The 22,300-nt window shown below is 65.0% G+C and carries 23 protein-coding genes; 10 read left to right on the top strand and 13 right to left on the bottom strand.

Translation table 11 applies throughout. From position 1 onward, the window contains the following. The first annotated feature begins 31 nt into the window (after positions 1 to 31). From CV102_RS01355 to CV102_RS01375, 5 genes are all read left to right on the top strand, one after another. Positions 32 to 628 (top strand): helix-hairpin-helix domain-containing protein, encoded by a 597-nt coding sequence (locus CV102_RS01355; protein ID WP_148856043.1) that lies wholly within the window; start codon positions 32 to 34, stop codon positions 626 to 628. A 94-nt stretch (positions 629 to 722) separates the two neighbouring features. After that, positions 723 to 2,384, top strand: a complete 1,662-nt coding sequence (locus CV102_RS01360) for an anthranilate synthase component I family protein (protein ID WP_148856044.1) — start codon at positions 723 to 725, stop codon at positions 2,382 to 2,384. Further along, on the top strand, positions 2,377 to 3,042 hold the full coding sequence (locus CV102_RS01365) for an anthranilate synthase component II (RefSeq protein ID WP_148856045.1): 666 nt from the start codon (positions 2,377 to 2,379) through the stop codon (positions 3,040 to 3,042). The genes CV102_RS01360 and CV102_RS01365 overlap by 8 nt, the downstream gene beginning before the upstream one ends. A 4-nt stretch (positions 3,043 to 3,046) precedes the next feature. Continuing rightward, positions 3,047 to 3,916 (top strand): aminotransferase class IV, encoded by an 870-nt coding sequence (locus tag CV102_RS01370; RefSeq protein WP_148856046.1) that lies wholly within the window; start codon positions 3,047 to 3,049, stop codon positions 3,914 to 3,916. Between the two features lie 210 nt (positions 3,917 to 4,126). After that, positions 4,127 to 5,509, top strand: coding sequence for an MATE family efflux transporter (locus CV102_RS01375; RefSeq protein WP_148856047.1), 1,383 nt, complete (start codon positions 4,127 to 4,129; stop codon positions 5,507 to 5,509). A 39-nt stretch (positions 5,510 to 5,548) separates the two neighbouring features. Here the strand turns inward: CV102_RS01375 and CV102_RS01380 are convergent, their stop codons facing one another. Then, entirely contained in the window at positions 5,549 to 6,646 is a 1,098-nt protein-coding gene (locus CV102_RS01380; protein ID WP_148856048.1) for a saccharopine dehydrogenase family protein, read from the bottom strand. An 84-nt stretch (positions 6,647 to 6,730) separates the two neighbouring features. Here CV102_RS01380 and CV102_RS01385 point away from each other — a divergent pair, with 84 nt between their 5' ends. After that, the gene (locus CV102_RS01385) at positions 6,731 to 7,177 is read left to right on the top strand and encodes a Rieske (2Fe-2S) protein (protein WP_148856049.1); all 447 of its coding nucleotides are present in this window, start codon (positions 6,731 to 6,733) and stop codon (positions 7,175 to 7,177) included. A gap of 95 nt (positions 7,178 to 7,272) precedes the next feature. Here CV102_RS01385 and CV102_RS01390 read toward each other — a convergent pair whose 3' ends face one another. Together CV102_RS01390 and CV102_RS01395 are read right to left on the bottom strand one after the other, a co-directional pair. Next, positions 7,273 to 7,647: a DUF7344 domain-containing protein gene (locus CV102_RS01390; protein WP_148856050.1), complete on the bottom strand. Its 375-nt coding sequence runs from the start codon at positions 7,645 to 7,647 to the stop codon at positions 7,273 to 7,275. 192 nt (positions 7,648 to 7,839) lie between these two features. Next, complete coding sequence (locus tag CV102_RS01395; RefSeq protein ID WP_148856051.1) at positions 7,840 to 8,130, bottom strand: transcriptional regulator; 291 nt, start codon at positions 8,128 to 8,130, stop codon at positions 7,840 to 7,842. Between the two features lie 125 nt (positions 8,131 to 8,255). Between CV102_RS01395 and CV102_RS01400 the strand changes: the two genes are divergently transcribed. Beyond that, a complete protein-coding gene (locus CV102_RS01400; protein ID WP_148856052.1) occupies positions 8,256 to 9,230 on the top strand; it encodes a sugar phosphate nucleotidyltransferase in 975 nt (324 codons plus the stop codon). Between the two features lie 37 nt (positions 9,231 to 9,267). On the opposite strand, the gene CV102_RS01405 is transcribed toward CV102_RS01400, so the two are convergent. Both CV102_RS01405 and CV102_RS01410 read right to left on the bottom strand, forming a co-directional pair. Beyond that, complete coding sequence (locus tag CV102_RS01405; RefSeq protein ID WP_148856053.1) at positions 9,268 to 9,711, bottom strand: response regulator; 444 nt, start codon at positions 9,709 to 9,711, stop codon at positions 9,268 to 9,270. Then, the gene (locus CV102_RS01410; RefSeq protein WP_148856054.1) at positions 9,704 to 10,048 is read right to left on the bottom strand and encodes a HalOD1 output domain-containing protein; all 345 of its coding nucleotides are present in this window, start codon (positions 10,046 to 10,048) and stop codon (positions 9,704 to 9,706) included. The genes CV102_RS01405 and CV102_RS01410 overlap by 8 nt, the downstream gene beginning before the upstream one ends. 198 nt (positions 10,049 to 10,246) lie before the next feature. Here CV102_RS01410 and CV102_RS01415 point away from each other — a divergent pair, with 198 nt between their 5' ends. Next, on the top strand, positions 10,247 to 11,923 hold the full coding sequence (locus CV102_RS01415; protein WP_148856055.1) for a bacterio-opsin activator domain-containing protein: 1,677 nt from the start codon (positions 10,247 to 10,249) through the stop codon (positions 11,921 to 11,923). A gap of 30 nt (positions 11,924 to 11,953) precedes the next feature. Here the strand turns inward: CV102_RS01415 and CV102_RS01420 are convergent, their stop codons facing one another. Continuing rightward, the gene (locus CV102_RS01420) at positions 11,954 to 12,424 is read right to left on the bottom strand and encodes a YciE/YciF ferroxidase family protein (RefSeq protein WP_148856056.1); all 471 of its coding nucleotides are present in this window, start codon (positions 12,422 to 12,424) and stop codon (positions 11,954 to 11,956) included. Between the two features lie 163 nt (positions 12,425 to 12,587). Between CV102_RS01420 and CV102_RS01425 the strand changes: the two genes are divergently transcribed. Both CV102_RS01425 and CV102_RS01430 read left to right on the top strand, forming a co-directional pair. After that, entirely contained in the window at positions 12,588 to 13,259 is a 672-nt protein-coding gene (locus CV102_RS01425) for a helix-turn-helix domain-containing protein (RefSeq protein WP_148856057.1), read from the top strand. A gap of 102 nt (positions 13,260 to 13,361) precedes the next feature. Next, positions 13,362 to 13,733 carry a DUF7344 domain-containing protein gene (locus tag CV102_RS01430; RefSeq protein WP_148856058.1) on the top strand — a complete coding sequence of 124 codons (372 nt, stop codon included), beginning with the start codon at positions 13,362 to 13,364 and terminating at the stop codon, positions 13,731 to 13,733. Positions 13,734 to 13,739: 6 nt separating this feature from the next. Here the strand turns inward: CV102_RS01430 and CV102_RS01435 are convergent, their stop codons facing one another. The 7 genes from CV102_RS01435 to CV102_RS01465 all read right to left on the bottom strand — a co-directional run bounded on the left by CV102_RS01435 (position 13,740) and on the right by CV102_RS01465 (position 22,265). Beyond that, complete coding sequence (locus CV102_RS01435) at positions 13,740 to 14,207, bottom strand: response regulator (RefSeq protein WP_148856059.1); 468 nt, start codon at positions 14,205 to 14,207, stop codon at positions 13,740 to 13,742. A gap of 585 nt (positions 14,208 to 14,792) precedes the next feature. Continuing rightward, the gene (locus CV102_RS01440; protein WP_148856060.1) at positions 14,793 to 15,518 is read right to left on the bottom strand and encodes a diphthine--ammonia ligase; all 726 of its coding nucleotides are present in this window, start codon (positions 15,516 to 15,518) and stop codon (positions 14,793 to 14,795) included. Positions 15,519 to 15,565: 47 nt separating this feature from the next. Continuing rightward, positions 15,566 to 16,876 (bottom strand): DUF373 family protein, encoded by a 1,311-nt coding sequence (locus CV102_RS01445; protein ID WP_148856061.1) that lies wholly within the window; start codon positions 16,874 to 16,876, stop codon positions 15,566 to 15,568. 131 nt (positions 16,877 to 17,007) lie between these two features. Further along, entirely contained in the window at positions 17,008 to 18,003 is a 996-nt protein-coding gene (sppA, locus tag CV102_RS01450; RefSeq protein WP_148856062.1) for a signal peptide peptidase SppA, read from the bottom strand. Positions 18,004 to 18,141: 138 nt separating this feature from the next. Continuing rightward, positions 18,142 to 19,443 carry a carboxylate--amine ligase gene (locus CV102_RS01455; RefSeq protein ID WP_148856063.1) on the bottom strand — a complete coding sequence of 434 codons (1,302 nt, stop codon included), beginning with the start codon at positions 19,441 to 19,443 and terminating at the stop codon, positions 18,142 to 18,144. A gap of 377 nt (positions 19,444 to 19,820) precedes the next feature. Then, positions 19,821 to 20,702, bottom strand: a complete 882-nt coding sequence (locus CV102_RS01460; RefSeq protein ID WP_148856064.1) for a coiled-coil protein — start codon at positions 20,700 to 20,702, stop codon at positions 19,821 to 19,823. A 432-nt stretch (positions 20,703 to 21,134) separates the two neighbouring features. Then, on the bottom strand, positions 21,135 to 22,265 hold the full coding sequence (locus CV102_RS01465) for a tubulin/FtsZ family protein (protein ID WP_148856065.1): 1,131 nt from the start codon (positions 22,263 to 22,265) through the stop codon (positions 21,135 to 21,137). Positions 22,266 to 22,300: the final 35 nt, after the last annotated feature.

The following is a 22,300-nucleotide window of genomic DNA, read 5'->3' on the forward strand; positions in this document are numbered from 1 at the left end:
TTAAGTGAGGGGAGCGGACTATATTCAGCTAATGGCAATCCTCCAAAAGCTGAAGTCGCTGCTGGGGTTCGACGATTCGGGCTCGGAGCGAGGGGACACTCGGGAGGTCGGGGTAACGGTCGAACGCGAACGGTCCGGGGAGACCGACACCGAGACGGTCACCGACGATGAATCGACGTCGACCAGCACCGACGCGGCGGCATCGGGCACCGACGCGGCGGCGTCGACTGACTCGATGACTGAACCGTCCGACGCCCCCCAGAAGCCGGCTGAACCGGCGGAGGCGACGGGGCCGAGTCAGACCGACGCGGTGCCGGAGGCAGAGAAAACTCCGGACGAAGCGGGCGTCGAGGACTCCGCCGAAGAGACGGCGGACGAAACGGAAACCACAGCCGAAACGGAGACGGAAGAAGACACCAGCGCGGACGACGAGGCCGACGAGGAGGAGCAAAGCGAACCCGTCGACGTGATCAAGGGGATCGGTCCCGCCTACGCCGACCGGATGGCCGACGCGGGCGTCGAAACCGTCGCCGACCTCGCCGACGCCGACGCCGCCGAACTCGAGTCCGAGACCGACATCTCGGAAAAGCGCATTCAGGGCTGGATCGACCGGGCGAAGGTTCGATAACGAACGCCGATTCGCGCTCTCGTTTCTCCTCACTACCGTTCGTTGCGAGCCCGGAACCGCAAGAGGATTAGGGATACGCTCCCACAGAGAGGGTATGAGCGAACCGCGCGTCGTCACGTCGCTCGACTCGTTTCGAGCCGCCGCTCGCGGCGCCCTCGAGTCGGGCGACGAGGACGAGACGGCGCGCACGACTCGCATTCCCGTCGAAGTGCAGGTTTCTGCCGCCGATCCGTTTCTGGCGTACCGACGGGCACGCGATGGAGCCGGAAGCGTCTATCTCGAGACGACCGGCGGCCAACCCGGCTGGGGCTACTTCGGAACCGACCCCGTCGATCGGCTCACGGTCGGTCCGGACGCGGTTTCGTGGAAACGGGGTGTCGACTCGCCGACGCTCGCTGCGCTCGAGGGCCTGCTCGAGCGCGACCGGCTCGTCCGCGGCGACTGTGACGTGCCCTACCCCTGCGGCGCGGTCGGCTGGCTCTCCTACGACGTCGCGCGCGAACTCGAGGCGCTGCCGGAGTCGGCCGTCGACGACCGCGGACTGCCGCGGCTCGAACTGGGCGTCTACGACCGGCTGGTCGCCTGGGAGACGACGGATTCGGCAGAGACGACGGACGGGGCGGTCACGCTACGGATCACCGCCTGTCCACCGATCTCTGGGAACGTTTCGACCGCCGATCTCGAGGCCGCCTACGAGCGCGGCCGCGAGCGAGCGCTCGACCTCGCTCGCGCCTGTCTCGAGGGCGATCCGGGGATCGGCGAGGCGCCGGTCGACGCCGACGAAGCGAACTTCGAGAGCGACTGCGGCCGCGAGGCGTTCGCCGACCGCGTCCGCCGGGTCAAGGAGTACATCCGCGACGGCGACACCTTTCAGGCGAATATCTCCCAGCGGCTGGTCGCCCCCGCCGCGGTGCATCCGGTCGCCGCCTACGACGCCCTGCGGCGAGTGAACCCGGCGCCCTATTCCGGGTTGCTCGAGTTTCGGTCCGCCGATCTGGTGAGTGCGAGTCCCGAACTGCTGCTCGAACGCGGGGAGCCACCCTCCCCGGAATCCTCGAGCGGACGGCGAGGCGGTTCCACCGCCTCGAACGAGACGGCGTCGCCGTCTCGCGGTCCGCGAGAGCGCGACGGGGATTTCGTCCGGACGGAGCCCATCGCCGGAACGCGGCCGCGGGGGGCGACGGCCGAGGAAGACGAGGCGCTCGAGGCGGACCTACAAACCGACGAGAAGGAGCGCGCCGAGCACGCGATGCTCGTCGACCTCGAGCGCAACGACCTCGGCAAAGTGTGCGAGTACGGCTCCGTCGAGGTCGACGAGTACCGGCGGATCGACCGCTACTCCGAGGTGATGCACCTCGTCTCGAACGTGACCGGCCGGCTCCGTCCGAACGAGACGCTCGCGAACGCCGTCGCAGCCACCTTCCCGGGCGGAACGATCACCGGCGCGCCCAAGCCGCGGACGATGGAGATCATCGACGAACTCGAGGCGACCCAGCGGGGCCCCTACACCGGCAGCGTCGGGATCTTCGGCTTCGACGGCCGCGCGACGCTTTCCATCACCATCCGGACGCTCGTTCGCCACGCCGAGGAGTACCACCTCCGGGTCGGCGCAGGGATCGTCCACGACTCGGAGCCGAACCGGGAGTACGACGAGACCCTCGACAAGGCGCGGGCGCTGATCACCGCCATCGACGAGGCGCTCGGGGAGCGGGCCGGAATGGCGCTCGAGACGGACGGGGGTGAAGGAGATGAGTGAGATCGAGTCCCGAACTCGAATAGTAGTTGTCGACAACTACGACTCCTTTGCGTACAACCTCGTCCAGTACGTCGGCGAGGTCGCCGACGAGGTCGTCGTCCGACGAAACGACGAGATCGACCTCGAGGGCGTTCGCGACCTCGATCCGACGGGAATCGTCGTCTCGCCGGGACCGGGGACCCCACAGGAGGCGGGGATCTCGATCCCGCTGTTCGCCGAGACCGAGTACCCGATCCTGGGCGTCTGTCTCGGCCACCAGGCACTGTGTGCGGCCGAGGGTGCCCCGGTCGTCCACGCGCCCCACGTCGTCCACGGAAAGCCGTCGACGGTCTCCCACGACGGTGAAGGGCTCTTTTCCGGGCTTCCGGAGACGTTCCAGGTCGGGCGGTACCACTCGCTGGCGGTCGAACGCGAGGACCTGCCGGAGACGCTCGCCGAGACCGCCCGAACGACCGACGAGCGCGGCGTCCTGATGGCCGTTCGCCACCACGAGAAGCCACACCTCGGCGTCCAGTTCCACCCCGAGAGCATCCTCACGCGAGGCCACGAGGACGCCGCCGAGGGGGACGGCATCTCGCTCGCGGTCGGCAAGCGGATGGTCGCGAACTTCTGTGCGTTCGCCGCCGACCACGAGTCGAGCAAGCCGAACCGGAGGTGAGCCGATGAGCGACGAGTTACTCTATCACGTCGACGGCGAACTCGTTCCAACGAACGAGGCGACCGTCAGCGTCGACGACCGTGGCTTTCGCTACGGTGACGCCGCGTTCGAGACGCTGCGCGCCTACGGTGGGACGATCTTCGGCTGGGAGGCACACGTCGAACGCCTCGAGCGAACCTGCGACGCGCTCAGCCTCGAGCACGGCCTCTCGACCGCCGACCTCCGCGAGCGCGTCCGGGAGACGCTCGCGGCCAACGACCTCGCGGACGCCTACGTGCGACTGTCGATTACTCGCGGCGTCCAGCCGGGGAAGCTGACGCCGCAGTCGGACGTGGAGCCGACGGTGGTCGTCTACGTCAAACCGCTGCCCAGGGGTGGGGTCGACGGGGAGTCCGTCTGGGACGGGCCGGCGACCGTTCAGTCGGTCGAGACCAGACGAGTCCCCGACGCGGCGATTCCGGCGGGCGCGAAGACCCACAACTACCTGAACGGAATCCTCGCGCGGACGGAACTCGAGGACGACGCCGACGAGGCCCTCCTTCGCGATATCGACGGAAACGTCGCCGAGGGCGCCACGAGCAACCTGTTTTTCGTCCGCGATGGCGTCCTTCACACGCCGACGGCCGACGGCGACCTGCTGGCAGGGATCACCCGGTCGGTCGTGCTCGAGGTAGCCGGCGAGGCCGGGGTGCCGGTCGAGGAGGGGGAGTACGAACTCGAGGACGTACTCGAGGCCGAGGAGGCGTTTCTCACCAACCGGACCTGGGAGCTCCGTCCGGTAGCCGAATTGGACCGGGCCGAGATCGGTGGGGGAAAGGTGACGGAACGACTCTCGAGGCGCTACGACGAGCGCGTCGAGGAAGTCTGTTACTAGTCGGCGGAGACGGACTCGAGGAGTGTCCATCGGGTGCGGCGGCGCGCGCTGAGCGACAGTTCGCTGTTCGCTCACTGTCGCTCAGCGCGCGCCACCGCACGAGGATCGGTCGGGTTCGACTCGGGATTCCCGTCCCTCGTTCACACCGTTTCCGTTCCCCAGCGTGCCGGCTCCCACAGTTTCAAGCCCGGCCGAACGGGAGACGGAGACGTGTTCTCGAGGGGACGCCGGCGGCTGCTCGAGGTCTGGCGGCGGATCTTCGATCTGTCGTGGCCGGTGATGGCCGAGCAGTTCCTCCGGACGCTGATGCGGACGACGGACGTCGCCGTCACCGGACTCTTCTCCCCGGCGGCGGTCGCAGCCGTCGGGCTGGCCGACCTGTACGCCCGGCTCCCGCTCCGGATCGGACTGGGACTCGGCAGCGGCGTCATCGCGCTCTCGAGCCAGGACACCGGCAGCGGCGCGACCGCGAACCGGGACGAGGCGATCTCGCAGGCGGTGATCCTCGGCGCGCTCGCGGGGATTCCCTTCGTGCTCTTCGGCTTCCTGCTGGGCCAGTGGGCGATCCGGATCCTGGGTGCCGAAGCCGAGGTCGCCCGCATGGGCGGGATCTACCTGGCGATCATCTTCGCGACGAGTCCGGCCCGCCACGTTGCGATCATCGCCGCGCGATCGATCCAGGGGGCCGGTGATACGCGCACGCCGATGTACGTCAACGGGGTCTCGAACGCGCTCAACATCGTGGGCACGGTCGTCCTCGGGCTGGGGCTCGGTCCGGCACCGGAGCTCCACATCGTCGGCGTCGGCATCGCGACCGCTTTCGGCAACGTCCTCTCCGCGCTGGCGCTCGTCGCGGCCATCCACTCGTCGTGGACACCCGCCGGGTTCGTCCGCCCCTCCCAGCTGACGATCACGAAGCAACTGCTCGCGATCAGTGCGCCCCGGATCGCCGAAGGCGCGGTCACGTTCCTCCTCGAGTTCCCGTTCAACGCGATTTTGCTCTTCTTCGGGACCGAGGTCAACGCGGCCTACCAGATCGGGCGGCGAGTCTACCAGCAGCTGACGTCGCCGCTCTCGCGAGGCTACCGCACGGGCACGAGCATCGTCGTCGGGCAGAGTCTCGGCGACGGCGACCCCGCCGGGGCGCGGTACAACGGCTGGGCCGCGGCCGCGCTCGGGGTCGTGACCGTCGGCTCGCTCGGCGTCGTCCTCTTCGTGGGAGCCGAGCGGTTCGTCTCGCTGTTCACCGACGATCCGGAGACGCTGTCGTACGCGGCCGGGTTCGCGAAGGCCTACGCCGCCGCGGCGCCGGTCACCGTCCTGTACGTCGTCCTCGCCGGGGCGCTGACCAGCGGCAGCGACACGATGACGCCCTTTATTGCCCGCGTGACGGGGATGTCCTTCGGGATGGTCGGCATCTCGTACGTCGCCGGGGTCCACCTCGGCTACGGTGTGCCGGCGATCTACGCCTCGATCGTCGTCTACTACGTCTGGGCGACGATCTACGTCGCGGTCGGCTTCTACCGCGGCGGCTGGATCGAGCGCACCCAGTCGATGATGGACGAACGGGGAAGCACGACCGCCGAGGACTGACGGGACGCCGAGAACTGACGGCGCGAGCGGCGGCCGCGGTTACTCGCCTGGCTCGAGTAGCACCGACTCGGCTTCGTCGGGCACCTCGAGCAGTTCTCGATCCGTTCCGGAGAGTTCCAGTACGAAGTCGGCGCCGAACGCGCGGGCGGGTGTCTGGAACCCCGACTCGATCTGCCCGTCCGCGAGCACGCGCTCGGCGGCGCGCACCGCGGACTCGGCGGTCAGCGCGTACGGGTTGGGCGTCCGAAGTCGGCCGCGCGCCCGCCGCCCGGTCTCGCTGTCCCGGACCTCGCCCCAGACGACCGCGGTCTCGGTCGCCAGCTCGCGCTCGTCGGGGCCGTCGACGAAGGCATCGATCGCACGGTTTGCGACGCGTTCGATCGGCGACCGCTCGAGAAGCCACCGTAGCGAGTCGGCGGCCGACAGCAGCGGTTCGGTCCACGCAGGGACGGCGCCGTAGACCTCGATCGAGTCGATCCCGGTCGTGTGCGCCGCGGTGACGACGTCGCCCATCGGAATCGTCACGGCGTGCTCGGGCCCCTCACCGAAGTCGATCTCACGGGTCCGAAACGTCGCCGGCACGCTGAGCAGGCGATCGTTCCGGCGAACGACGCTGCCGTGATCTGCGAGTTCGACGAACGTCCGCGCGGTTCCACGCGAGAAGGAGAGGTCGCTCTTGATCCCGAGTCGCAACTGGTCGGCGTCGGGAAGTCGCTCGTGGAGGGTCGCCGCCAGACAGTCCGTCGGCACGACGTCGAAGCCGACGCCCGGAAGGAGCGTGACTCCCGCCGCTCGAGCCGCCTCGTCCTCCCGACGGAGCCGCTCGAACACCGGGAACTCGCCGGTGACGTCGAGGTAGTCCGTCCCCGTCTCGAGACACGCGTCGACGAGCGGTTCGGCCGTTTCGACGAACGGGCCCGCACAGTTCAACACGGCGTCGAAACTCCCGATTTCGGCCTCGAGATCGTCCATCTCGAGATCGATCCGCCGCCCCTCGAGACCGAGTGCAGCGGCCTGTTCGGCGACGCGACGTCGGTCGCGTCCGGCGATCGTCGGCGCGCCGCCCCGCGAGACGGCTTCGCTCACGATTAGCCGTCCGGTGTAGCCGTACGAACCGTAGACGAGAAGGGAGTCCATAGCCGTCGTTGCGCACTCGGCATGTTAAAACTCCGTCAGACAGTGTCGAAATATTCACGACCGGTGACTCGTAACCGGGGAGTGATGGCGGCCACACAGCGGATCGCGTCGCTCGAGGAGGTGCCCCGGGAGTCGACGTTTCTCTTTCGCGTCGCCGACGAACTGGGTGACGAGCGAGAGGCGATCCTCGTCGCGAACGGAGTGGAGTCGACCGAGGAGACGGCGTCGGCAGACGGCGTCTCCTGCTGGCTGAACTACTGTCAGCACTTTACACACATCAAACTCGACAAGGGCGACGGCGCACCGATGCGCGAGGGCGAGGTGATCTGTGCGAACCACGGCGCGTACTTCGACGCCGACTCCGGCGAGTGTACGTTCGGGCCCTGCGAGGGTGCGTACCTGACCGAACTCGAGGTGACGGTCGACGACGGGGGGATCTATCTGGTCGACGACGAGTACGAGTTCGTCGGGACGGGGCCGGTCGACACCGACGACGCGGATCTGACCTCGACCTCGAACGTCGAGTTCTGAGGGCGTCGCCTCGATCGACCAGGGGGTCGTGATACGCAGCGAGAATAGCGTCGTCGTTACGTCGAACCTGGCACGTCAGAAAATTCCGTCCCGAGTCAGAGCGTGTTGTCGCGAACTTCGACCGGGATGACCAGATCTCGTTCCTGGTCGTACTCGATCAGCCCGGCGTCGACCAGCCGCGGCATGTGGTCGTGGTACAGCGAGATGTAGACGTTGGCGACCCGCTCGGCGGAGAGCTCCGTCACCTTGCAGCCGTTCTCGCGGACCGCGACTTCTTCGGCGGCATCTGGCAGCGTTAGTTCCTCGCTGTAGGTGCGCATCACCTGGAGCAGCAGTCGACGGCGCTCGTCGGCCAGCAGGTCGAAGGCTTCGTCGACGGCGTCTGCGGACTCCTCGCGCTGCTCGAGCCAGTCGAGCATCGCCAGGACGAACTCGATACCGTCGAACTCCGATTGAGACGTATTAGTCATACGTATTTCCGTCAATTCCCGGATCGAACGGACGACCAGTGGAGACGAGAGGCGATTGTCGCCCGAGAGAGACGTGGATCGTTCGCTCACTTCCGGGTTCGTATCAGGTGGTCGCCTCGCCCGTAAATAGGAGTGTCGAATCCGATTCGACGCTATTCGGCGCCAGAACGTTCGCCAGAACAGACGGTTCGACTACTCGATCGTGTACGCCGGTTCGTCCACGGCCTCGCTCTTGCAGTCGGGACAGCGCGAGGGGAGGTTCAGCAGGTCGTCGAAGTCGTCGAAGCCACAGTCTCGACAGGCCGGCGGTGCGACGAGAAACTGCTCGTCCGCGCCGTCGACGGATCGTGAAACGTGCTCGAGGTGGCGAACCACCGCGTGCGTCGTCAGGTCGAACTGCGTCGCGAGTTCGCTCGGCGTCGACGGCTCCGCACGGAGGGCGTCTGCGAGTCGCTGCCGGGTCGTTTCGTCGGCTTCTCGCATACGCCTACTCTCCGCTGGCGCCGGTTATCTCTTCGGCTTCCCGCAGACGACCCTCGAAGCGAGAACCGCAGGCCGGGATCGATGTAAGGGCAAACCACTTACATACCGCAGGAGAACACCAGATTATGAAGGCCGTCGTCCTTGCAGGCGGATACGCGACCCGGATGTGGCCGATCACGAAACATCGTCCGAAGATGTTCCTCCCGATCGGCGATGCCACGGTCATCGATCGGATCTTCGAAGAACTCGAGGCGGACGACCGGATCGACGAGGTGTTCGTGAGCACGAACGAACGGTTCGCCGCCGACTTCGAGGAACACCTCGCCGACAGCGAGTTCGACAAGCCGACGCTCTCGGTCGAGGAGACGACCGAAGAGGACGACAAGTTCGGCGTCGTCGGTGCCCTCGCCCAGCTGATCGACCGGGAGAACGTCGACGACGATCTGCTGGTCGTCGCCGGCGATAACCTGATGAGCTTCGATATTTCGGATTTCCTCGACTACTTCCAGGAGCACGACGCACCGACGCTCGCCGCGTACGACGTCGGCTCCCTCGAGAAAGCCAAGTCCTACGGACTGGTCGAGCTCGAGGGCGACCGCGTCGTCGACTTCCAGGAGAAGCCGGACGATCCGAACAGTACGCTGGTGTCGATCGCCTGTTACGCGTTTCCTCAGGACGCCCTCTCCCTCTTTCCGACGTATCTCGAGGACGGGAACAACCCCGACGAACCCGGCTGGTTCGTCCAGTGGCTCCAGAACCGGGAACCGACCTACGCCTACACCTTCGAGGGGGCGTGGTTCGACATCGGGACGCCCGAGAGCTACCTCGACGCCGTCGCCTGGTATCTCGACGGCAATTCACTCGTCGCCGAGTCGGCGGCCCTCGAGAACGCGACGATCGGTGACAACGTCCACGTGATGGACGGCGTGACGCTCACCGACACGAATCTCGATCACGCGGTCATCTTCCCGGAAGCGCACGTCGAGAACGCCGATATCCGACGCTCGATCATCGACGAGGGGACCCGCCTCGAGGATCTCGATCTCGCCGGCGCGCTCATCGGAGCGCACACGACGATCACGAACGGATCGTCGGAGTAGGGGATCGCGACACCGCCACGAGGGGCGGATCGCGACGCTACTGCGTCGGCAGGTTGGCGGTCTCGAACCAGAACTCGACGACCGACTGGACGAGTTCCTCGAGTTCGTCCGGATCGATCGGCTTGGAGAGATACGCGTTCGCCCCCAGTTCGTAGGCTCGTCGAACGTCTTCCGGAGCCCTCGAACTCGAGAACAGGATCACCGGCGTGCTGCGCAGTTCCGGATCCGCCTTGAACTCCGCCAGTACCTCGTCGCCGGTCACCTGCGGGAGATTCAGATCGAGCAGGACGATATCCGGTCGTGGCGCGTCGGAGTCGTCCGCCTCGACGAACTCGAGCGCCGCGCTCCCGTCTCTAACGGTGTGGATCCGGTGTGGAATCTCCGTTTTCGCCATCGCTTCCCGCAACAGTCGGATATCGCCCGGGTTGTCTTCCACCAGGAGTATCTCGACGTCGTGTCCGTCCGTTGCAGTGTTACTCATCGCCCTCCCCTCGGGTTCGTCCCCGCGTCGATACGGTAATTACTCCGTCCGATCGCACGGTGACTACACGACCGGCGTACTCGAACGAGACGCGCCGCCGCTCGGACAACTGCTCGTCGTTTCGATCCGACCGCAGAACGGTCTCGAGGGCGTCGGGGTCGATCGTCGCGTACAGCGACTCGAGTTCGGTGGGTGCGCTGTCGACCGCCGTCGCGACCGCCGTCACCACGTCGACTGCGAGCGACTCGTCGGTGTGCCAGTCGTGGCGGGACGTGACTGCTGTCGAGCGCTCCTCTCTCGCCGTCTCGGCTGTCGAGTAGGGATGCTCCTTGGACATAACCTGGTGTGATCGATCGCATCAGTGAGCGATTCTGTCCACTACCCGTGAGAGTAATCGAACGGAATAAAACGCAGTGCCTAATGGCTATGTATGTCTCGTTCGTGCTGACTGAATATGCTCTCGACTGATCGGAAGCAGATGGCACCAATAGACTTACCGAACGCCGCCTCTAGGAAGTAGCTAATTGGCGCATCGATGACACCACCGCCAGAATCTTCGGACGAGTATTCGCTTCAGGATCCTGACCCGGTCTCGAGCCCGCTGAGCGAGCACAGCTTTATCGAAGCGGCGTTCAACGCGCTCCCGACGCAGGTCGCGATTCTGGACGACACTGGCGAGATCGTCTACACGAACGACGCGTGGCGGCGGTTCGGCGAGTCGAACGGGATTGCAGAGCCCGCTCACACGCTCGGTGTCGACTACCTCGAGGTCTGTGAGGAGAGCGACGACCAGCACGCAGCGACGGCCGCAGCCGGTATCAACGCCGTCCTCGGGGGTACCCAGTCGCAGTTCAGCTTCGAATACCCGTGTCACAGCGACGACGAACGGCGATGGTTCACGATGCGGGCGATCCAGTTCGAGCACGACGGCGCCGAGTACGTGCTGGTCTTGCACCTCAACATCACGGACCGAAAGCGCTCCGAACTCCGGGTGCAGGAACAGAACACGGAACTCGAGACGCTCAACCAGGTCAACTCGATCGTCCGGAACGTGATCGATTCGCTGCTGGCGGGCGTCACGAAAACGGACATCGAGACCGCGATCTGCGAGCAACTCGCGACCAGTTCGCTCTTTCACTCGGCGTACATCGTCGACCGCTCGCTCGACGATCGTGGGTTCTCGGTCCGGGCGAGCGCCGGCTTCTCGGAGGAGACGGAACGAACGCTCGCCGACCTCGAGAACGCGGATTGCTCTGGCACCGGACTCGAGACCGCGATCGACGAGGGCTCCACCGAGGCCGTAAACGGACTGTTCGAAGCGGGTTCGATCCCCGGGCCGGTCGCGGACGTCGCTCGCCACCACGGCTACGAGTCACACCTGATCGTTCCGATCTGCTACCGCCGGACGACGTACGGTGCGCTGGTGGTGAACGCGATCGATTTCCATGCCTTCAGCGACAGGGAGCAGTCGGCGTTCGACGTGCTCGGCGACGCGATCGGCTACGCCTACAACGCGATCGAAAACCGGCAGCTTCTCCACGCGGATGCCGTCACCGAACTCAGATTCGAGGTTTCCGAACCCGACTCGCTGCTGGCGACCATCTCGGATCAGACCGAGTGTACGGTCGTCCTCGATGGGGTCGTCCCCGCGGGAGACGGGACCCTTCGCTGTTACGTGACGATCACCGAGACGCCGCCCGAGACGGTGCTCGAGAGTATCGACGGACTCGACGGCATCACGGCCCACGTCGTGAGCGAGCGCACGGACGACTTTCTGCTCGAGTGTACCATCCGAGCGGGGTCGCCACTCGTTCCGCTCGTCGAGTACGGTGCAACCGTCGAGGCTGCCCGTGCCCAGGACGGGACCCTCGAGCTATCGGCGGCCGTCGCGGCCGGGTCCGAGGTCCGCAGCGTAGTCGAAGCAGTGCTGTCGAATCGTCCGACCGCCAGGCTCCGCTCGAAACAGCGGACGGAGCGGTCGATCCGGTCGACTCGCGAATTCCGGGCTGCACTCGACGATCGGCTCACGGACCGACAGCGCGATATGCTGGAAGCAGCCTACTTCGCCGGCTACTTCGAGCGCCCGCGCGAGACCACCGGTGGAGAGATCGCGGACTCCTTCGACATCTCGCCGCCGACCTTTCATCAGCACCTGCAGACGGGTCTGAACAAGCTCGCCGGCCTCGCACTGGACCAGGACCAGGGAGAGTGAACGGCACGTCGAGTACGGCCGCAGCCGAGATTATGCCGCCGCGGTCAGGTCCCGCAACCGCTCGAGACCGTCTTCTGCCTCCGTCTTCGTCTCCTCGAGCGGATCGACGATTTCCTCGGGCAGGTTCATCCGATCGGCGAGTTCCAGGAGCGTCTCGAGTATCGTGATCTCGAGTCGCTCGATCGTTCGCCCGAACTCTGCTTCGACGAGGTCGCCGAGGACCGGTCGCTCGAGGTCGTCGACGAGTTCCTCGCGCTCGGAGCGAAGGGTGTCGAGCGGTTCGTGCTCGATCGGTCCGGGTTCGGCGTCGATACCTTCGAAGACGACGTCGAGTCGTCCTACCTGGTCCGTCGTCGCCTCGCTGTGGGCCATGTAGAACTCCTCGAGTTCCTCGTCGGTCGTGGCCTCGGCCAGTTCGGTCTGCAACTCCTCGAGTTCTCGCTCGAGGTGGTACAGTTCACGAAGCTTCCGGACGAACAGGTCTCGTTCCGATTCGATCATTCCATCGGGGAGGTCAGTATCGACGTACAAATCGCTTCTGCGGGCACTCGAAACGCGCCGAGACCCCCGTGACCGCCGCCTGTCCCGTCGTCGCGTATCGTGGTCTGCCCCGACGAGGGCCCCTACTCGATTCACTTATTTTGGTCTGGAAAAACTGGGCAGTATGAGCCTCTTTGGGGAGTTTCACGTTCCTGCCAAGGCGTTCGCACTCCACGAAACGCTTCGGACCCTACCAGACCTCGTCGTCGAAGTCGAGCGCGTCGTCGCGGCCGACGAAATCCTCACGCCGTACTTCTGGGTCACCGGTGTCGATGGTGAGACGTTCGAGCAGGCGGTCACGTCCGATCCGACCGTTCGAGACGTTCGACACATCGACGACTACGACCGCTCGATGCTGTATCGCGCGGAGTGGACCGAAAACGTCGAATCGCTCGTCTACGCTTACGCGGAGGCCGGCGTCACGATCCTCGAGGCGTCCGCACAGCACGACGAGTGGGAGCTTCGGATGCGGTTTACCGACCGTGAGGGGCTCGACGAGTTCCAGTCGTACTGTGCCGACTACGACATTCCGTACCGGCTCACTCAGCTATTCGCGCGCGCTCATCCGCGCGGCGTCGGACAGTACGGGCTGACCGAAAAACAGCACGAGGCGCTCGTTACCGCCTGGGAGATGGGGTACTTCTCGTCGCCGTCTGTCTCACTCAAAGATGTTGCCGCGGAACTCGACATCACGCAACAATCACTCTCCAAACGGTTGCACCGAGGTCACGAGGCGCTGATCAGCAACACGCTCGCCGTCACGCCGCCCACCGAGGAGTCGTCGATCGCCAGGTGACTGGTCGGACCGCCAGCATCGGATTCGGCCGCTCTCGAAACTTAAAGGACTGACTATACAAACCAACGGCTCAACCCCGTTCGGTACAGATTATTCGTATCTATGGAACACGGCAGTGCGGAACTCGACGTCGTCTTCGACCTTCTTGCGAATCAACGACGGCGTCGGGTTCTTGGCGTTCTCAAGGCGGACGATCGGCGACTGACGTTGAACGACCTGACCAAAGAGATCGCCGTTCAGGAGTCCGAAGCGCTGATTACCGATATTCCCGGCGACGACGTCTACGACATCTTTCTCTCACTGCAGCACACCCACGTCCCGAAACTCGCAGCGCTCGAACTCGTCGAGTACGATCGGAAACGGAACATCGTCGAACCGACCGATCGGCTCGGATCCCTGGAACCGCAGCTCTCGATCGCGATAGGGCTCGATTCCGACTCCGAGCTGCGACCCGACAAAACCGGCGCCAGGTGATCCGGCTCACTGACCGGGTGGAAGCGTCGCGGTCGCAAGCCAGAACTCCTCGATCGATCGCACGATGTCGACGAACGCGTCCGGATCGACCGGCTTCGTCAGATAGGCGTTTGCCCCCAGTCGATAGGCCTGCCGCACGTTTTCGGGAGTGTCCGAACTCGTGAGCATAATCACCGGGATCTCACAGTAGTCGGGATCCGTTTTGAGGCTGTCCAGTACCTCCTCGCCGGACAGCTGTGGCAGGTTCAGATCGAGGAGGACGAGATCCGGACGCGGAGCGTCCTCGTACGGCTCCCGCTGCCGGACGAACTCGAGTGCGTCCCGTCCGTTGGAGACGACGTGAATTCGGTGTGAGATGTCGGCCTCCTCCATCGCCTCCTCGAGCAGTCGGACGTCTCCGGGATTGTCTTCGACGAGCAGTATCTCTCTCGTCTGGGCGTCTCGGCGACTGAAATCGTTCTCGTACGTGCTCATCGTCCGTCCCCAGTCAACTCCTGATCGGCCGGGCGGTCCCCCGCTCGTGAATACGCTCGCCAGACGCACGAGAGTGATATCTGATCCCCGGTCGTCGGTTCGCGCCACGCTCGACGCAATTCGTCTCCGTCACTACGATCTCCTCGGCCTCGTTGCGACTGGGGATCCTGCGCTGGCGCTTCATTCGTGTCGGGCTATGAGCGAGTAGTACATAAGGGGCCGGTCAAAACAGATTGGGTCTCCCCGACTCGGTCGGGTTACCTCGGCGTTCCGCCGCCGAATCGTTCCAGAGCTACTTTTTCGCCTCGAGTCTCGTCCTGGACGACTGCTCTCTGCCCACGGACGCTACGCGGCCGTCTGTACGGCTCGCAGGGCGGAGATCCTGCGCTGGCGCACATCTGTTCGGCGAGAGCTCCGTTCTCGCTGACCGTCGCCCACTCCTGCTCGCGAAGAGATCGAAAAGGCGGCTCGTTCACTCGCAGGACGGTGTTCAGAGTACACCGACTCGCCGAGAGAATCGACCATCCGGTACGCTGATCACTCACAGTAGTCTCTGAACACGGCCCACTCCCGGTAGAGCAACTCTTACTCCAACTGCGCGTCGGTCACCCGAATCGTCCCGCGCGTTCCGTCCCACTCGGTTTCGTACTCGAGGCCGATCCGTCGGTCCATATGCGGGCCGTCCACTACCAGCGTCTCGAACTCGCCGCCCTCTCCTAGGATATGGACGCCGTACTCCTCGTTGAGCGCCTCGAGTTCCGCGAGCGCTTCCGCGTCGATGGTTCGGCCGAGCCACGACTCGTCGAGACCGTGGGCCGCAACCTGAACGATCGTGATCTCGAAGCCGGCCTCGAGCATCGCGTCGGCGAGTTCGCGGGGATCCTCCTGCCAGAGCGGCGCGAACAGGTCGCAGCCGAGGCGGTCGCACATCCCCTGGATTCGGCTCGTCTGGTACTCGCTCTCGACGGCACCCGCCGTGACGCCTGCGATACCACCGGGACGTTCGGCGTCGAGTTCCGTCAGGGCGGCCTCGAGCGGCTCGAGTTCGTCGTCGCCCTGGACGCTCGAGTTCGCGGCGCTGTCGGCCTCGAAGTCCGCCGGTTCGACGTCTACCAGCGGAATCCCGATGCTCTCGGCCGCCAGTCCGGCCAGTTCGGTCGCTGGAACGTGGTACATGTACGAGTCGCCCGTCGGGTGAACGGTGACGAGTCGCTCGACGTTCAGTCCGCGCTCGAGGGCCTGGTACAGTGCCCACGCGGAGTCCTTGCCGCCGGAGAACAGGCTGATCCACGCCCCGTCTACGTCGCTCATACTGACTGCTGACCACACGGGAGTAAAGGGGTGACGAGTTTCGGCCGTCACCGGGACGGACTGGAACCTGACTCGTCGTCGGTCGTCGGGTCTTCCGGTGGGTCCCCGTCGGAGTCGATCGCCTCTGATTCGCCGCCGGAGTCGAGATCGGCCGTCGAACGGAACGCGGACTGCGGTCCGCCGTCGGTGAGCCCCGACTCCGGTTCGGTGTCCGTGAGGGTCGTCTCCTCGCTCGCCTCACCGTTCGATCCGCTAAACGTCGAGGCGACCCTGGCGCCGACGAGACTCACCACGATCGCACTGACGACGTACAGCGCCAGTCGCTCGCCGGCCGTGATGGCGAAACTGTCGATCGAGAGGACGCCCTGCTCGATCGCGGGCACCAGAACCGAGTCGATGATCCGCTGTTGCTCGAGGAAGTACGCCGAGAAGCCGCGGATCACCAGCCCGACGGCGACGACGATGAAGGGCAGGTTGAGATAGGAGCTCCGGATCGGCTCCTCGCGGATGACCTCGTCGAGCAGTCGACCGGCGCTCGCCGTCAGCCCGGCGGCGGCGAGCCAGGGGACGCTGTCGAAGGCGAACCGCACTGCCGGGAGCAGAATTCCCGACGGCTCCTCGAGGTTCGAGACGCCGAGTGCACCGGCGAAGAGCCCGACGAGCGTCAATCCCGCTGCGACGACGTAGGTGACGACCGACACCTGTCCGGAGTACAGCGACTCGCGGACCTGGTGTGCGAACCCGGTCATGATCTCGTCGATGTTGAACCCCTTGTAGAGCAGGAAGACCCCGATCACGGTCGTAATTGCGGCTGCACCCTCGGCGGGACCGACGACCGTCGCGAGCATCGGGAACACCAGCAGCGTCAACCCGATCGGCACGAGCACCGTCTGTCGGAGCTCTTCGTCGGCGAGGAACTGCTTGAGCAGGTAGTAGGTCGACTCGATATCGCGAGCCTGGCGGACGACCACGCGGTCGACGGAGTCGACCTGGACGCGACTCTCGACGATCGGCACCAGTCGCTCGTCCTCGGCGCTGTCGATGACGACGACGGCCGAGTCGGGGTCGTGGCTCGCCATGAGGTCGTCTATCTGTCGTGCGACGGACCGATCGGCCGAGACCATCGACTCTCGGTCCCCCGAGACGACCGCGACGACGACGTTCTCGTTCTCGTCGCGAAGGTTCTGGGCGACGCGCAGGGTCTCGAGCAGGGAGTTGACTCCCGAATCCTCCGGATCCGCGAGGCCGACGTCCGTCACGAGCGCACGAATTGCCTCCCAGCCGACGATGGGCGACCGAAGACCGGTCTTTCGCCCGACATCGTCGGTCCGGTCGAGACAGACGACCAGCGTTGTCACGGTAGGCGATCCATTCTGTGCAACGATAAAACCACGGACTCGTTCACCGGCACGTACTGCCAGACGGATGTCGTCGACGGGGGTCGGCTGAGCGATTGGTCGAACCCCTGCCCTCGTTACGCCCGTCCGTCTCAGAACCGAAGCCGGAACTCTCGGTCGCCGACGATGCCCGCAATTCCGGCGCCGAAGGCGTACGCGAGGCTCTGGGCACCGCCGCCGACACGGGCCATCAGCGGTCGCTCGGGTTCGAACTCCTCGACGGTCACGGCGTCGACCTCGAGGCGGTCCGCGAGTTCGTCTTCGATCTCGCGGCGGGTGCCGAGGTGGTCGACTAACCCCATCTCGTGGGCCTGCTCACCGAGGTAGATCCGGGCCTCGGTCTCGCGGACGAACTCGGGCTCTAAGTCCCGGCCGTCGCTGACGCGCTCGACGAACGTCTCGTAGTAGTCGTCGATCAGCCCCTGGAGGTAGGCTCGTTCGCTGTCGTCCATCTCCTTCAGCGGGGAGCCGGCGTCTTTGTACTCGCCCGCGGCGAACCGTTCGTAGGAGAGGCCTACCTTGTCGGCGAACTCGCTCGCGTTGACCCGCGAACCGATGACGCCGATCGACCCCACGATACTACCGTCGCGCGCCCAGAGTTCGTCGCAGCCGCTGGCGATCCAGTAGCCGCCGCTCGCACAGACGTCGGTCGTGTAGGCGACCGTTGGCCCGTCGAACCGCTCGGCCGCGAGTTTGATGTCGTCGCTGGGGACGACCTCGCCGCCGGGCGTGTTCAGCTTCAGGAGAAGTGCGTCGACGTTGTCGTCCTCGTCGGCCCGGTCGATCTGCTCGACGATATCGTCGGCCGGGGTCGAGCCCGGGCTCGAGGGGAATCGTCCACCGCCGCCGTCGCGGGTGATCGGCCCATCGACGGCGACCTCGGCGACGTCGTAGCCGGGAAAGAGGTTCTCGGCGATCGAGCCGGCGATCCGAACGCCGAGGACGATCACGGCGAGTGCGACGAGCACGCCGACGAGGTCCGCAAGCGTGTCCGGATAGATGACGAACAGCGCGACGCCGATCACGGCGAACACCGCGGCCCCGAGCGCGACGATGGCGAGTCGCCCGATTCCTTCGCTACTGACCACAGCAGGCACCTCGAGTCATATCCAACGGTGGAACTCCCGGCCCGTTAAGCGTTGACTTTTACAGGTCGGGTGAGCCGCGAGATCCGGGTTGTGGAGCGGTGTCCCGATGAATCCTCTACTGACTGCTGTCCGACAGTATCACTCGGCCGCGAGGCTCCCGGTCGCGTCGGTGGGGTCGCGATCGTTTTCGGACTGCCGTCTCGACTCGTCGGTACCGGACAGATCCTCGTCGGCTTGCACGGTCCAGCCGGCGATCCAGTCCTGAAGGACGTTCCAGCTATCGCGGACGAACGGAACCGGGTCCTCGGCAACCGCGTAGTCGAACCGAGGCTGTCGAACGAACGAACTGGCGACGTCACGGACGGCCGTCTCGAGTGACGGCCGTTCGACGAGCGGGTACTCCTCGGTCAGGACGCTGAGAACGTAGCTGAGTTCGCCCCGGATGAGGTGGCCGCCGACCCCGGTCTCGTAGGTCGGTCGTCCCGGGATCGGTTCGTTCATCGCCAGCTGCCAGTAGTAGAACGGAAAGTCGGCTCCCACACGGACGGAAAACGGCAGCGACGACCAGAACCGAGGATTGATTTCCATCAGTTTGAACTCTCCCGTCTGCGGATCGCGAAGGAACTCGACCATCGCTAGCCCGTGCCACTCGAGTTCGTCGAGCAGTGCCCGGCCGGCGTCCTCGAGTTCGGGGATGTACACCGACTCGCGGTAGGCGCTCGGCCCGCCGCAGTACTCCCAGCCGCGGCGCTGGCAGTGCTGGAAGGTCGCGACCGGATCGCCGTGGTCGTACAGCGCGAAGAAACCGTACTCCCTGGAGTCGGGGACGAGTTCCTGGACGAGCGGGACGTGGCCAAGCTTTTCGACGCAGGCAGCTCGATTCGGCGGCTCTCCCGGCGTCTGGTAATGCGTCGAGCCGATCTCGCCGCGGTCGAACGTGGGGCCGAGATACTCCGGTGCGGCGACCGTGTACCGGGGTTTGATGATCGTCTCGCGGCTCCAGTCCTCCCACTCGTCGAGGAGGGCCGTTTCCGGAGCCGCGACGCCAGCCGTCTCGGCCGCCTCGAAGAGTTCGACGCGATCCTGAACTCGTCGGAGCGTCTCGAACGTCGGCCAGGGCGTGGCGACCGCTTCTGCGAACGCCTCCCGGTTTCGGGCGAGGGAGTAGACGTCCTCCTCGCGGACGGGAACGATCGTTCGGACGTCGGACCGCTCGGCGATCGAGAGAAGAGCGTCGCCGTAGGCGAGCAGATCGTCGTTCGGGTCCGGTAGCTGGACGAACTCGTCACAGTATCTCGAGAACGCCGCCGGCGTCGTCGTGCTCTCACTGCCGACGATCGTTCCGACACCGCGTGGACGGAGTGAACGAAGACAGGCGACCGTGCTCGGGGCGTCGATCCCCGGCACGAGAACGGCGGCGTCGTCCCTGGGCTCGTGCATAAAATATGCACCAATAGACGATTGTATTGTTATAACCGGACTACTGCCGAACGAGGGTGTCTGCGTCGGATTTCGTTTCGGCTGCCGTCCCCTAGGTATCGACTACAGGCACGCACACGGTCGAAGAGCAACGCGTAGCCAGTCCGTGGGTATCGAAGCCTGTGGCTACAGTCAGATCGTGACAGTGTCGGACAGCGGTCAGTGAGACGTCGGCCACTCGAACCGGTGACCGTCTCCGCCGTCGATGGTCGTAATCGAGCGATGCGTACATAGTTCTGCCCGACAGTACGAAACGCGCCATCGACCGTTCAGCCTGGAAACGAAACAACAGCTACCGACAAAAACGAACGGCAGCAGACACAGGTTGACGAATCGAGTTAGAGCAGCCCCGTCTTCTGGAGCTTCATCAGGTCCTCGGTGTCCAGGGTCTCGCCTTCCTTGAACTTCTGATAGATTTCTTCGGCCTCCTCTTTGGCCTCCTCCTTCTTCTTGTCGCGCTGGGACTTGCGCTGCTCTTCTTCCTGCTTGTCCAGCTCGCGGAGGCGCTTCTGGACGCGGACGAAGTCCTCGTGGTGGCGGTCGGCGGCTTCCTGGGCCTCGACGAACTTCTCGTGCATCTCGTCGGCCTCGTCACGGATGTCGTCGGCCTCGCGGTAGGCCTCGATCATCTGGTTGTGATGTTCCTGGGCCTTGTCCGCCAGCTCCGTGACCTTCTGGTGATGTTTGGACGCTTCGGAACGCACTTCCTCGGCTTCGTCGACGAGTTCCTCGAGATCCTCGTTCTGCTCGAGTTTCCCCTTGCGCTCCTCATACTCCTCGCGCTTGGACTCGATCTTCTCGATGAGCTCTTTCTCCTCTTCGCTCGAGAGGACCTCGGTCTGCTGTTTGAACTCGAGCTGTTCGATCTCCTCCTCGAGTTCCTCCAGGTCCTTGCCCTCGTTGAGCTCCATGTCGGACTTGAGTTCCTCGACGCGGTCGAACAGCTCGTTGGCCTCGGCGTTGAGCTCGTTGCGTTTGTCCTTGTGCTCCTGGACCTGCTCGTTGAGCTCGTCGCGCTTCTCGCGGTGTTCCTGGGCCTCGTCGACCTTCTCACGCGTCTTCGCGTTGAGGTCGTCGCGGCTGGATGCTCGTTCGGAGGCCATCTGGTTCAGCTCGTTCCGTCGGTCTCGGAGCTGGCCAGCCTTCTTGATAAGCTGTCCCTTGGAGTCGTTTTCTAGGTCGTCCTCTGTCAGTTCGATGTTTTTCGATTCGTCTACCATGTGTTAGTCAAACCTCTGTGCCATACCCGCACCGGAGCAGTCGATGGGAGTCAACGACGGCGTTCGCTCAATAACTCGGCGAACTGCCGACTCGTCCCGATCCGTCGCGCACAGCGTTCGCTCACGATCTGCGAAACCTCGGTGAATAAGATTTCCTGTCATCGATCGTCGAGCGATACGCGCCCCGGTGGCGTTCTGGTGACTGCAACTACTGTCGCCGGTAATTTAAATGTACCGGTCACTAAACCCGTGAAAACCGTTAGCAGGGACCCCATGGAGCCATGTTATGGTGCAACATGATTGGTGACGAGTTTATAAATGTTCCCGGCTGCGTGCTGTCGATTTCACTCGAAAACGGATCGACTGGTCGCCGCTCCCGTTGCCGGAAGGGACTGAAGCCATCGGCTTCTCATTGACATCTGTCCGGCAGTATCAGAACAGGTCCTCGAGTCGGTCTTCGGCGAACTGTTCGGTGGGATCGTCGTCCGAGCCGTCGTCCGCCTTCGCTTCGCGAGCGCGTTCCATGAACGCCTCGAGCCGATCGGAGCGTTCGGCGCCGCCGAGCAAGACGAGTGCGGCGAGCTGGTCGCTCTCGAGCGGGAAGTCGCCGCCGCGAACCTGCATGCTTCCGGTCTCGTCCTCGACCCACCGTCGGGCCCGCTCGACGCCCTTCCGCGGAATGGCATCGGGTTTGCCGGCGACGATCAGCAGGGCGGAGTCGGCCGTCGTCGCGTCCGGCAAACTGGTTCCGGTAAGCAGCGCCTGTCGGGAGACGGTGAGGGCGGTGTTGATGTTCTCCGCGCTGTCCTCGGCTGCGGCCGCGCTGGCGTAACCGAGCGTCGCGACGCCGCCCGAGCGAAGGGTGTTGATAATCTCGCTCGAGTCCACTACACTAGCGGCGGCTGCGCCGCCTCTCGTTCGTGACGTCTTCGACGTCACGCTACTCTCTCCGACGCCCTCGACGGCTTCGCCCGAGGCGAGGAGCAGTCCCACCCGCTGGGCGATCTTGCGGTTGATCGTCTCGAACGCCCCTTCCACACTCTCTCCCTGTTCGTGCCAGGCGTCGTTGTCGATCAGCAGGGTCGCGTCGGCCTCCCGCAGGAGCGTCTTCAGCGACCGACCGGCGTTGGCCTGATAGAGCGAACCTTCGTTCCGTCCCGGCAGAATTCCGAGCGCGTAGACCGGGACGTCGTACATTCGCTGGAGGCGGTGAACGAGGACGGGCGCGCCCCCGCTGCCGGTACCGCCGCCGAGTCCGGCCACGACGAAGATGGCCTCGGCGCTCGAGGTGATCCGCCCGTCGAGGGCGTCGATCACCTGCTGGCTATCGGACTGCATGATCTCGGTCCCGAGTTCGTTGTCGGCACCGACGCCGTGGCCGTTCACACGGTCGGCGCCGATCAGCGTGGTGTCGACGAACTCGAGGCCCGCGAGATCGCTCTTCGCGGAGTTGATCGCGAGTGCACCCTGCACGGCACCGAATCCCATCTTCGCGTCGAACCGAGCGAGTCGTTCGGTCACCTTTCCACCAGCCTGCCCGACCCCAATCAGGGCAACCTTCATAGAGTCTGTCTCTCCTGGCGACCTGTTGAACGTTC

Origin of the sequence: Natronococcus pandeyae (assembly GCF_008122205.1) — an archaeon.
GTDB classification, from domain to species: Archaea; Halobacteriota; Halobacteria; order Halobacteriales; family Natrialbaceae; genus Natronococcus; species Natronococcus pandeyae.

What these genes read in the sequence shown, in the direction of transcription:
- CV102_RS01355 (WP_148856043.1), top strand. Translation starts at nt 32, where the DNA reads ATGGCAATCCTCCAAAAGCTGAAGTCGCTGCTGGGGTTCGACGATTCG.
- CV102_RS01360 (WP_148856044.1), top strand. Translation starts at nt 723, where the DNA reads ATGAGCGAACCGCGCGTCGTCACGTCGCTCGACTCGTTTCGAGCCGCC.
- CV102_RS01365 (WP_148856045.1), top strand. Translation starts at nt 2,377, where the DNA reads ATGAGTGAGATCGAGTCCCGAACTCGAATAGTAGTTGTCGACAACTAC.
- CV102_RS01370 (WP_148856046.1), top strand. Translation starts at nt 3,047, where the DNA reads ATGAGCGACGAGTTACTCTATCACGTCGACGGCGAACTCGTTCCAACG.
- CV102_RS01380 (WP_148856048.1), bottom strand. Translation starts at nt 6,646, where the DNA reads ATGGACTCCCTTCTCGTCTACGGTTCGTACGGCTACACCGGACGGCTA.
- CV102_RS01385 (WP_148856049.1), top strand. Translation starts at nt 6,731, where the DNA reads ATGGCGGCCACACAGCGGATCGCGTCGCTCGAGGAGGTGCCCCGGGAG.
- CV102_RS01390 (WP_148856050.1), bottom strand. Translation starts at nt 7,647, where the DNA reads ATGACTAATACGTCTCAATCGGAGTTCGACGGTATCGAGTTCGTCCTG.
- CV102_RS01395 (WP_148856051.1), bottom strand. Translation starts at nt 8,130, where the DNA reads ATGCGAGAAGCCGACGAAACGACCCGGCAGCGACTCGCAGACGCCCTC.
- CV102_RS01400 (WP_148856052.1), top strand. Translation starts at nt 8,256, where the DNA reads ATGAAGGCCGTCGTCCTTGCAGGCGGATACGCGACCCGGATGTGGCCG.
- CV102_RS01405 (WP_148856053.1), bottom strand. Translation starts at nt 9,711, where the DNA reads ATGAGTAACACTGCAACGGACGGACACGACGTCGAGATACTCCTGGTG.
- CV102_RS01410 (WP_148856054.1), bottom strand. Translation starts at nt 10,048, where the DNA reads ATGTCCAAGGAGCATCCCTACTCGACAGCCGAGACGGCGAGAGAGGAG.
- CV102_RS01415 (WP_148856055.1), top strand. Translation starts at nt 10,247, where the DNA reads ATGACACCACCGCCAGAATCTTCGGACGAGTATTCGCTTCAGGATCCT.
- CV102_RS01420 (WP_148856056.1), bottom strand. Translation starts at nt 12,424, where the DNA reads ATGATCGAATCGGAACGAGACCTGTTCGTCCGGAAGCTTCGTGAACTG.
- CV102_RS01425 (WP_148856057.1), top strand. Translation starts at nt 12,588, where the DNA reads ATGAGCCTCTTTGGGGAGTTTCACGTTCCTGCCAAGGCGTTCGCACTC.
- CV102_RS01430 (WP_148856058.1), top strand. Translation starts at nt 13,362, where the DNA reads ATGGAACACGGCAGTGCGGAACTCGACGTCGTCTTCGACCTTCTTGCG.
- CV102_RS01435 (WP_148856059.1), bottom strand. Translation starts at nt 14,207, where the DNA reads ATGAGCACGTACGAGAACGATTTCAGTCGCCGAGACGCCCAGACGAGA.
- CV102_RS01440 (WP_148856060.1), bottom strand. Translation starts at nt 15,518, where the DNA reads ATGAGCGACGTAGACGGGGCGTGGATCAGCCTGTTCTCCGGCGGCAAG.
- CV102_RS01455 (WP_148856063.1), bottom strand. Translation starts at nt 19,443, where the DNA reads ATGCACGAGCCCAGGGACGACGCCGCCGTTCTCGTGCCGGGGATCGAC.
- CV102_RS01460 (WP_148856064.1), bottom strand. Translation starts at nt 20,702, where the DNA reads ATGGTAGACGAATCGAAAAACATCGAACTGACAGAGGACGACCTAGAA.
- CV102_RS01465 (WP_148856065.1), bottom strand. Translation starts at nt 22,265, where the DNA reads ATGAAGGTTGCCCTGATTGGGGTCGGGCAGGCTGGTGGAAAGGTGACC.